The organism is Flavobacterium sp. (genome assembly GCF_035760125.1).
Lineage (GTDB): Bacteria > Bacteroidota > Bacteroidia > Flavobacteriales > Flavobacteriaceae > Flavobacterium.
In genome coordinates this window covers 1-9,643 of the sequence record NZ_DASTTN010000408.1, presented here as the reverse complement: position 1 = coordinate 9,643, position 9,643 = coordinate 1, and the positions used below count along the sequence as shown (strand labels likewise).

At 33.3% G+C, this 9,643-nt stretch carries 9 protein-coding genes; 3 read left to right on the top strand and 6 right to left on the bottom strand.

The window, feature by feature from the left end:
• Positions 1-14: 14 nt before the first annotated feature.
• Positions 15-1,115 carry a DNA-processing protein DprA gene (dprA, locus tag VFS71_RS14455; RefSeq protein ID WP_326402101.1) on the bottom strand — a complete coding sequence of 367 codons (1,101 nt, stop codon included), beginning with the start codon at positions 1,113-1,115 and terminating at the stop codon, positions 15-17.
• Between the two features lie 237 nt (positions 1,116-1,352).
• Between dprA and VFS71_RS14450 the strand changes: the two genes are divergently transcribed.
• Positions 1,353-2,339: an SPOR domain-containing protein gene (locus VFS71_RS14450; protein ID WP_326402099.1), complete on the top strand. Its 987-nt coding sequence runs from the start codon at positions 1,353-1,355 to the stop codon at positions 2,337-2,339.
• A 547-nt stretch (positions 2,340-2,886) separates the two neighbouring features.
• On the top strand, positions 2,887-4,143 hold the full coding sequence (locus VFS71_RS14445) for a DcaP family trimeric outer membrane transporter (protein ID WP_326402098.1): 1,257 nt from the start codon (positions 2,887-2,889) through the stop codon (positions 4,141-4,143).
• Between the two features lie 133 nt (positions 4,144-4,276).
• Here the strand turns inward: VFS71_RS14445 and VFS71_RS14440 are convergent, their stop codons facing one another.
• The 3 genes from VFS71_RS14440 to VFS71_RS14430 all read right to left on the bottom strand — a co-directional run bounded on the left by VFS71_RS14440 (position 4,277) and on the right by VFS71_RS14430 (position 6,519).
• On the bottom strand, positions 4,277-4,645 hold the full coding sequence (locus tag VFS71_RS14440) for a hypothetical protein (protein ID WP_326402097.1): 369 nt from the start codon (positions 4,643-4,645) through the stop codon (positions 4,277-4,279).
• Positions 4,646-5,116: 471 nt separating this feature from the next.
• Positions 5,117-5,680: a TetR/AcrR family transcriptional regulator gene (locus VFS71_RS14435; RefSeq protein WP_326402096.1), complete on the bottom strand. Its 564-nt coding sequence runs from the start codon at positions 5,678-5,680 to the stop codon at positions 5,117-5,119.
• A gap of 44 nt (positions 5,681-5,724) precedes the next feature.
• Positions 5,725-6,519, bottom strand: coding sequence for a TIGR00730 family Rossman fold protein (locus tag VFS71_RS14430; RefSeq protein WP_326402095.1), 795 nt, complete (start codon positions 6,517-6,519; stop codon positions 5,725-5,727).
• Positions 6,520-6,888: 369 nt separating this feature from the next.
• On the opposite strand from VFS71_RS14430, the gene VFS71_RS14425 reads away from it, so the two are divergent.
• Positions 6,889-7,119 carry a hypothetical protein gene (locus VFS71_RS14425; RefSeq protein WP_326402094.1) on the top strand — a complete coding sequence of 77 codons (231 nt, stop codon included), beginning with the start codon at positions 6,889-6,891 and terminating at the stop codon, positions 7,117-7,119.
• A 370-nt stretch (positions 7,120-7,489) separates the two neighbouring features.
• Here the strand turns inward: VFS71_RS14425 and VFS71_RS14420 are convergent, their stop codons facing one another.
• Positions 7,490-8,329 carry an alpha/beta hydrolase family protein gene (locus VFS71_RS14420; protein WP_326402093.1) on the bottom strand — a complete coding sequence of 280 codons (840 nt, stop codon included), beginning with the start codon at positions 8,327-8,329 and terminating at the stop codon, positions 7,490-7,492.
• Between the two features lie 277 nt (positions 8,330-8,606).
• A complete protein-coding gene (locus VFS71_RS14415) occupies positions 8,607-9,524 on the bottom strand; it encodes a hypothetical protein (RefSeq protein WP_326402092.1) in 918 nt (305 codons plus the stop codon).
• Positions 9,525-9,643: the final 119 nt, after the last annotated feature.

The window sequence follows — 9,643 nt, the reverse complement described above, 5'->3', positions numbered from 1 at the left end:
CAGCCTTTTTTTGATTAAATAGCCTCAAACATTTTCCCGGGTAAAGGTCTTATTACTCCCTTCAATTCCATATTGAGCAGTAAACCCGAAATTCTATAAATAGGAAAATCACAATGCAGGGCAATAATGTCCATCAGTTCTTTTCCTGTTTTCAAAAGATAATCGTATACTTTTTGTTCGTCATCATCAAGGGTGACAAACAATTGTTTTTGAACCGATTTGGTTTCTTTTTCAATATCCCAATTCAGGTTATAAATCAAATCGGCAGCGTTAGTAAGTACGTTGGCTTTTTGGGTTTTAATTAAATTATTGCAGCCTTGACTGTATTTATCGGTAGTGCGTCCCGGCACTGCAAAAACATCTCGATTGTAATCATTTGCCATATTGGCGGTGATAAGTGAACCTCCTCTATCAGCAGATTCAATGACAATCGTGGCTTCGGTCATTCCGGCCACAATGCGGTTTCGCCGAACAAAATTTTCTTTGTCAGGATTGGAAGTACTCCAGAATTCGGTCATAAAACCGCCGTTCTGTTCCATTTTGGCAACGTATTTTTTATGTGGTTTAGGGTAAATTTGGTTCAGGCCGTGTGCAACAACGCCAATCGTCTGCAAATTATGCTCCATCGCCAGTTGGTGAGCCACGATATCCACACCATAAGCAAAACCACTAACGATTATGGGATCCAAAGGCGCCAAATCTTCAATTAGTTTTCTACAGAATTCGGTTCCGTAAGATGTGATTTGGCGTGTGCCGACAATGCTTATTATTTTTCGGTTTTTCAAGTCGATATTCCCGGAAGAAAACAGTAAAACGGGACCGTCAATACAGTGCTTTAAGCGATCCGGGTATTTGTAGTCTTGAAACCCAAGAACTTCAATATTATTCTTTTGAATGAAATCCAATTCTTGTTTGGCTTTTTCAAAAATGGTTTTATCCTTGAAATTTTTCAACAAAACTGATCCTACCCCATCAATGGCAGCAAGCTGGGAGGATTTAGCATTCAAAACATTTTCGGCAGTTCCAAAATGGGTGAGCAGTTTTTTGGCCATTATATCCCCAACTCCTTCTACACGTAGTAAAGCCAATACGTAAAATATATTTTCTTCTGACATATCTTACAATTATAAGACAAATTTTCGAATCTTAAAAAGGTTTAAAAATTAAAATCCCGCTCATTTGTGAAAAAACTAGAATTCTGATTTTAAAAAAATGAAAGCAAAAAACGATTTTTAAAAAAGATTATTCAAAAAATAAAACAGTAATCTACTGATTGTGTAATACATGCAGATTGTTAATAAAAATTGTGAATAAAATTTTGATAACTATTCCCGTTGTATAACTTTGTTACTATGAAAATAGAACTTTACATCGCGCAACTTTTATACCGTTATCAATGTGTAACCGTTCCAGGTTTTGGAGCTTTCCTGACCGAAATCCAATCGGCTCAATTGCTTGAAAACTCACATTCTTTTTTTCCTCCAAAAAAAGTGATTTCCTTTAATACTCATATCAAAAACAATGATGGATTATTGGCTAATCATATTGCCCAAGCGGAGAAAACATCTTATGATTATGCCGTAAGCGCTATTGAATATGAAGTTTTGAATTGGAAAAAAACGCTACAGGAAAATCGTAGTTTTTCGATAAAAAATATCGGTGTTTTAAGTTTAACAGCCGAAAATAATATCCTTTTCACACCAAACGAGCAAACCAATTATTTGGCACAATCTTTTGGATTGACTTCTTTTGTTTCGCCTGCAGTGAAAAGAGAAGTAGAACTTCCAAAACCTGAAATTGTATTTGAAAAATCAACAGCAGTTACAGCAGTAATTGAAGAAGAAAAACCTATTTTCAATTTCATTCCAGAAACTAGAGAAAGAAGTCCATATCTAAAATATGCAGCTGTTTTTGTAATTGGATTGGCCATTGCAGGTTCTATTGGTTATCCAATGTATCAAAATCAAATAGCTTCTGAAACTGTTTTGGTAGAAACAGCCGTTCAAAAACAAGTGCAACATAAAATTCAAGAAGCAACTTTCTTTATTCAAACGCCAATTCCTGCCGTAACACTTTCTTTGAAATCAGAGAAAGAAGTAGAAGCAAAAATGCCTTACCACATTATGGCTGGTGCTTTTAGAAGCGAAGCCAATGCTCAAAAAAGATACAACCAATTGATTGCAAAAGGTTTTAAAGCTAGAGTTTTGGGAATAAATAAAAATGGGCTTTACCCTGTTTTATACGGAAGCTACGCTACTTTTGCGGAAGCAGAAAAAGAAAAAGACAGTATAACTGAAACAGATAATCCAGAAGCTTGGATCTTAATTCAAACTTTGTAGAAAAGTAAAAATTTAAATACTTAAAATCACGAACAAAACCGAATCAAAAATGGTATTGTTCGTGATTTTTTATTTTCAGACTAATCGATTCCTCTCAGGCAAAAAACAAAGCCAATTTTAACGCTTTTAAACAATCTTCTTCCCGAAAAGAAGTAAGAAGCTGTTTTTTATTGAAAAGTCCCTTAAATCAATCAAAACTTTATTTACTTTCAGCGATAAGCAAAATATACCCATGAGGAACTACGCACGTATTTAGGAGCAGAAACATTTGGCTTATTTGCCAGTATCCTCCCGCTTTCTGCAACAATCCCCCGAAAAAAATCGAGAAAATTTTCACTTTAATCAGGGCTAATGGGAAATATTCTGAGTTTTAGTAATCATTAAAAAAACGAATTCAGTATTCGAATAAAACATAAATAACTGTAATTAAAATAGTTATGTAATTTTTATTAAATTTGATAAGTAAAACCGCATTATCTGTTTACCCTTAGTTTGACACATTACAAATCAAAGGCCGTTTTTCCTTCTTCCATTTAAAACAAAGAATATGATAAAAACAATAAACTCCTTGCTGATTATTTTATTGTTCACCTGCAACCTTACAGCCCAAAACGCAGAACCAGAAAAAAATATGGAAATATTTGGTTTTATACAAATGGATTCCGGCTATGATTTTGGAAGAATAAATCCCGATTGGTATGATACCATGCGACCAACCCAAATTTTAGATAAAGAAGGAAATGAATACCTAACCCAAGGCGCCTATTTTATGAGTGTTAGACAAACCTCCTTTGGAATAAAAAACTACGTAGACACACCATTAGGCCAAATAAAAACACATTTTGAATTTGATTTATTTGGCATGGGAAAAGAAGTTGGAAACACTGCTTTTCGACTTAAACATGCTTATGTAGAATTGGGCAAATTTGGAGTAGGTCAAACGAACAGTTTATTTACCGATTCGGATGTCTATCCAAATATCGTAGAGTTTATGGGGCCCAATGCGATGCCTTTTCTTCGAAACATACAAATCCGCTATACCCCAATTATCAATGTAAACCATTCCTTTGCAGTAGCATTGGAACGCCCAGGAGCAACTGCAGATCAAGGACAATATGGCGCAGGATTTGTTTATGCATCTATTCTTGACAATGTGAAATCAAGATTTTCGGTACCCGATTTAACAACAGAATACCGATATAGCGACTCATGGGGTTATTTAGAATTGTCCGGGATCATTCGAAGCATAAAATGGGAAGACCATAACACTGATCAATATGACCTATCAGGCAGTGCCGTAGGTTGGGGTCTGAGTTTAAGTACCCGAATAAAACTCGGTAATAGTGTAATTTTTCATGGGACGTTCACAACAGGCGCCGGAATACAGAACTACATGAATGATGCAGATGCTGATATTGGAATCAAAAGACAATACGACAACGTAACTGCACCAATTAAGGGGGTTGCCATCCCAATGGTGGGAATAGTTAGCTATTTTGACATTAATTGGAGTCAAGAATTGAGTTCAGCAATCGGATACTCGATCCTGAAGAACAACACTACCGAAGCACAATTATCCACAGCTTATGAAACGGGGCAATATGCAAGTTTCAATATTTTGTATTCTCCGGTAAAAAATTGCATTTTGGGACCTGAACTACAATGGGGGATGCGGCAAAACAATGATTTCGCAGGTGATCCCCAATTTAATCTCCCTTCTGCAAAAGGAAACAGCGGAAACGATGTGAAACTCCAATTCTCGTTTAGATATTCGTTTAATAATGTTTTTTATAAAAGGAATTAATCTAATAGAAAATCAGATTCGTTTTGCGCTGATCATGAACACCTTACCTTTGCAATTGATAACGAAAAACCCTTAAAGATCAAACATCTTTAAAGGTTTAGTTTTTTGTAATTTTTAATGATGTGTAATGTATTTATTTTATTTCTGAGACAATTACAACAAAGGGCTTTTTCCCCACATTAGTTGTTTTGTGTGTTACCGCTGCAGACCATATAGCCTGTCCAGCTTTTAATTCAACTACAGAAGGCTCTTTATCTTTAATTTCCACTTTCATTTTAACATCGGTAGTAGCATAAGCAGTATACTGTGGATGTGAGTGCCAGTCGGCAACAGCACCCGGAGCAAAAGTTACCTCCGAAACGTTAACATGTTCATTGTCAATCAGAATTTTTTTAGTAACTCCTGGCCACGGCGAATTAGTTTCCTGTGCGTTGGCAGTTTGAACGGTCATTAATGTTGTGAGTGTAATCACGGACAGCATCATCAAAATTGCATTTTTCATATTTTCAATTTTTATTTAATTATTGCCTACTCTATTAGGTTTTCGGCTACTCCGAATTTATTGCATTTTGCAATTTTCCTTTTCAACAAAGGAATTTTATTGAACTAATTAAGTACTTAGAAAAATTGTTTTTCCGTTTTGCGTCTTGTTTGGCTGTCCTCGGTGAAAGCGCCGCAAAAATTGGGTAGGTTTACAAATTTTTTAAAAATAATTTATAAAACAGAAGTGGGGAAGTGAGAAATTTTCAACACGCTAATTTACAAAAAAAGTGATAAATAATTTTTTATTCACCTTATTTTTTAATGACTTACAAATATTTAAAGATTTTATTTCCTGTCTATAAAAAAGTGCCAACTCTTAAATAAAGTAGTATAATTTTTATTCAAAAAAGAAAATTCCTTAGATTACGATATAATCAGGAAAACAAAATAAAATATCAAAAACTGACTAATCAGTCAAATTGTTAATTAACTAATCTTCAATCATTTTCCATAACATTTCGAAAGCATCCTGAATAAGCTCCAATTGCTTTTCATTACTAAAATCATAAGAAGTAACATAATAATACAAGCCATTGATTTGCGATGTAAACAAAGAATAAATAAACGAAACTGGCATTTGCTTGATAAGAACAATATCAATGCCGTTTTTAATTAGAACGAAAAGTGGATGATCCTCTTGATTTAAAATTTTTGAATTTGAAATTTTAGAATAAGGGGAATGTATAAATTGTTGCAAATATTGGAAATGAATAGGATTTTCAAGACTCCAAGATACAGTGGCAAAAAACAATGATCGAAATGCTTCTTTGGAAATCGAATGTGATTCCATTCTTTCTACAATAAAATCATCCATTTCATTTACTACAGAATGATATAAAGATAGAATTAACTCCTCTTTTGTACTAAAATAATTAAAGAGTGTTCCATTGGCCACGTTTGCTTCTACAGCAATTTTACTGGTTGCGGTTCCATGAAATCCGTTTTCGACGAACAGTTTAAGAGCAGTTCCAAGAATGAGTTGTTTTTTATCCATTTATTACAGATTGACTAATCAGTCACAAAAATAATAAAATATATTTACAATGGCTTTAAAGAGTTTTTAAAATCTGATGGTAAACTGGATAAAACCATATCTATAGCCTCTTCGGGGGTTTCAACAATACGCGAAAAACCTATTTCTTCAGGAGAGAAGACACCTTGTTCCGCCATGAATCCAACAAAATCACGCAACCCTTTCCAAAACTTTCCCCCCACCAAGATAAGCGGAAACGGACCAATTTTGTGACATTGGATTAAAGTTGCAGCCTCAAATAATTCATCCAAAGTTCCTAAACCTCCAGGCATAACAATGAACGCACAAGAATACTTAACTAACATAACCTTTCTGATGAAGAAATATTTAAACTCAAAACTATCATTCACATAAGGATTAGGCTGTTGTTCTTTGGGTAAAATGATATTCAGGCCATAAGTTGGTCCTCCAGCTTCTTTTGCTCCTCTATTTGCAGCTTCCATAGCACCTGGACCTCCTCCAGTTAAAACTGTAAAGCCAGCTTTTGCAAAAGCACTACCCGTTTCACGTGAAAGTTCATAATACGGTTCACCTGCCTTAAATCTCGCCGATCCGAAAATAGTCACTGCCGGACCAAGCTGACTGAGTTTAGTAAACCCCATTTCAAACTCGGCGGTAATTCTTTCCAAACGCTCCTTTTCCTTTTCGGCGGTTCTTTGTTCACTTAAAAAATTATGCTCTTCAGATTCAATTATTGGCAACTCATAATCCAATTGGGCTTTTTTCCAATGTTTTTGCCAAGCTTCTTCCCATTCTTCGTGACTTAATCTTTTAAGATTCTCCGTTTTTTTTGCACACATATCCTTGAATAATTTAAGTGAAATAATACATACGTTATAAAACAAACACTTGATTTTAAGATATTTAAAATTAAATAAAAATAAGTATCGGTGACTGTTTGAAGAACAATTTTTTCAAATACCTTTTTATTCAAACACTTATTACAAAACAATAACCACAAAGGAAATATCTAATAAAAAACTTGATTCAGTACATGTCAATTCAAATTCAAAAAAAATCTAATTGAATCTCAATGATTTTTGAGTCTTAATCGGAATATCATGCTATTTGACAGATTTATTTTTAATAAAAATACAATTGCCTTAATTTTATCACACCCTAAATTTTTGATGTTTAAAAAACAAATAATTCACTTAAAACGATCAAAAATGGAAAACAACCACATTACAATCAAAGAATCTTTATACCTAATCTATTCTTATGTAAGCATCTCTGCATTTCTATTGATGGGAATAAGCAAAACCACGGAAAACCTAAGAAGAGTCTTAGATTTCAATCCGATTGTGTCACTACTAATTGTTTTAAACATGGGAATATTTATTTCCTTATATTATTACAAAAAAAAGCACAGCACACACGAAAAACAAAACCACTTTTAGCATTCAAAGTCCTTCATTTTTATGATTGATATAAGTAAAAGTGTTTCGAAAATACAAAAAGAGGCTAAATTAAATTTAGCCTCTTTTTTATTGAATACTCAAAACTTGGTTACTGTTCTTTTGGGAATCATTAACTCTTATTGTACGATACCGTTATTTTCCAGTTTCTATAAATTGTAAAGCACGGTCCAAAACTTCGTCTTTCCCTTGCTGAATCCTAAGAGTCGTTGGTTTTACTTCAATGATAAATAGCTTGGATTTGCCACCCGAGCGATAGCGAACAGACGAAGTAAATCATCCCAAATACATAACCAACTTTCGATTAAGCCAATTGCCAAAATCCGTTGTAGTAGCTGTTGTAGGCAGTGCTTTATTTTGATACTTTAGACTTTTTAATGTTCAAAGCTTTCTGTTTTATCCACTGAATTGAAATATCCACTGGTTCCGTAATATTGCCAGAAGTAGTATTGTGCCCTAAAGTTGAAAACAAGGTATATTCGAAAGGTTTACCTTGAACTTTCAATGTATTTAACTGCTCCATACACAACTTTACTGGAATCTGTATATCTTTCTCACCAAAAAGCCAAAGTCCTGGAATTGAAAGAGTATTCAGAGAAGTTTTTGGGTCAGTCGCCACGAATTGATACCTGTCTGGGTCATCTTTAATATGTTCACGAGCATCTGATTCTGTATGATTTTCCCAAAAATTATTGTTTCCATTAGTATAAAACTGAAATCGAAGTTGTTCTAGAGTTGTAATTGTAGGGCAACTAAATAAAACCATAAATTCTACTTGTGGATTTTTACTTGCAGCAATAGGGATTATCCATCCTGCTTGACTGAAGCCAACTAATCCAATTGGTGTTTTTTTATCTTTCAAATAGGTTCGAAATGTATTTACTGCAGCACTTGCATCATGAGATAATAAATTAAGATTAGTAGTGTCAATATTATTCGTGCCAACAGATGGCCCTACATATACACCACCAGATTCTCCAACTCCACGTTTATCATATGTCAATACAGCAATACCTTCTTTGGCAAGACGTTTAGCGAACTCCATTTCTCTTTTTACAGGATCAGACCCATGAACAATTACAACTGCTGCATATGTTTTTTTAGGCGTTAAAATCGAGCCTGCAAGAGTGACGCCTTGACTTTCAAACTTTACATCTTGAATGGTAAAGTCGGTCGATTGAGAAAATACCATTTCTGGTAAAATTATTAATAATAACCAAAGAAGTGAGTTAGAAAAAAAGTTAATATTCATAGTAATTTAATATAAAAAATTGTTTTGAATGGTCATTGTTAGTATTGCCTACAACATACTGGTACTACAGCGGGTTTGGGACTAAATTAAGCCCATTATTAGGATTTGCCACCCGAGCGATAGCGAACAGGCGAAGCAAATCGTACCAAATACAAAACCAACTTTCCATTAAGCCAATTGCCCAAATCCGTTGTAGTAGCTGTTGTGGGGCGTTTTTTTATTTATTATCTAAATATGTTTGACCATCTTTAGTAATGTGTTTTTGACCGTTTATGCTATAATCTATTACTAATTTCACAAATGACTTTGTTATTTTAATATGCCCATTTTCATCAATTTTTCTATTTTGAACAATAATGGTATTAATTAAAACTTTATTATTTAATATTATTTCGCCGTTCTGTATCATTGATTTAAATGAATTGTCTTGCATTTGAAATGAAACAATTTCATTGTTTAAGAAACCTTTCCATAGAAAATTTCCTGATTTTAAAACTGGTGAAATCAAGTCAATTTTCGCTTCTTCGATTTCCATTTCGGGTAAATCGTCTGAAGATAAAACAAAATTATAAAAATCTCCTCTTGATACTAGTCTATCAGAACCAATTTGATTTTCATCAAGAAATCGTTGGCTTGAAAATTTATTTATTCTTTTATAAGTTGATATTTTTTTATAAAAGTTGGATCTTCTCCAAATGATTTTATAATTAAGTGATAGTAATTCTACGACTCTTTTAATTAATTTTTCGTCAATGTTTTCTTCATTGAGTGATTTTAAGTGAAGCTCTTTTAGTTCATTCCTTTTTAACTCATTTTCTAGTTCTAGGTTTTCTATTTGTAGTTGAGTTAGTTTTTTATTTTCAACTGGTTTACGTGATAAAATTATTGCAATAGCGCTAACAATTAATGTTACTTGATTAGGGTTATCTCCAATAAATTTCCAAATATCTATAAATCCACCATCTTTTGGAGGTTCGCTTTGAACAAGTAATTTTAAATCTAAAGTAGTAGCAATTTCATAGAATATATTTAATAATTCTTTTTCACATTCATTTCTTACAATTGCATCAAATCCGTGAGAGTTGTCAGAAAAATAATAATGAACTTGAAATTTATTTGATTTTGAAATATTCATTATTCTATAGATTTAGTTTTTCTAATAAATTAAATTTTATCGTTTGTTCGGTTAAAATGCCCTACAACGTTCTGGTACTACAGCGGGTTTGGGACTAAATTAAGCCCATTCTTCGGATT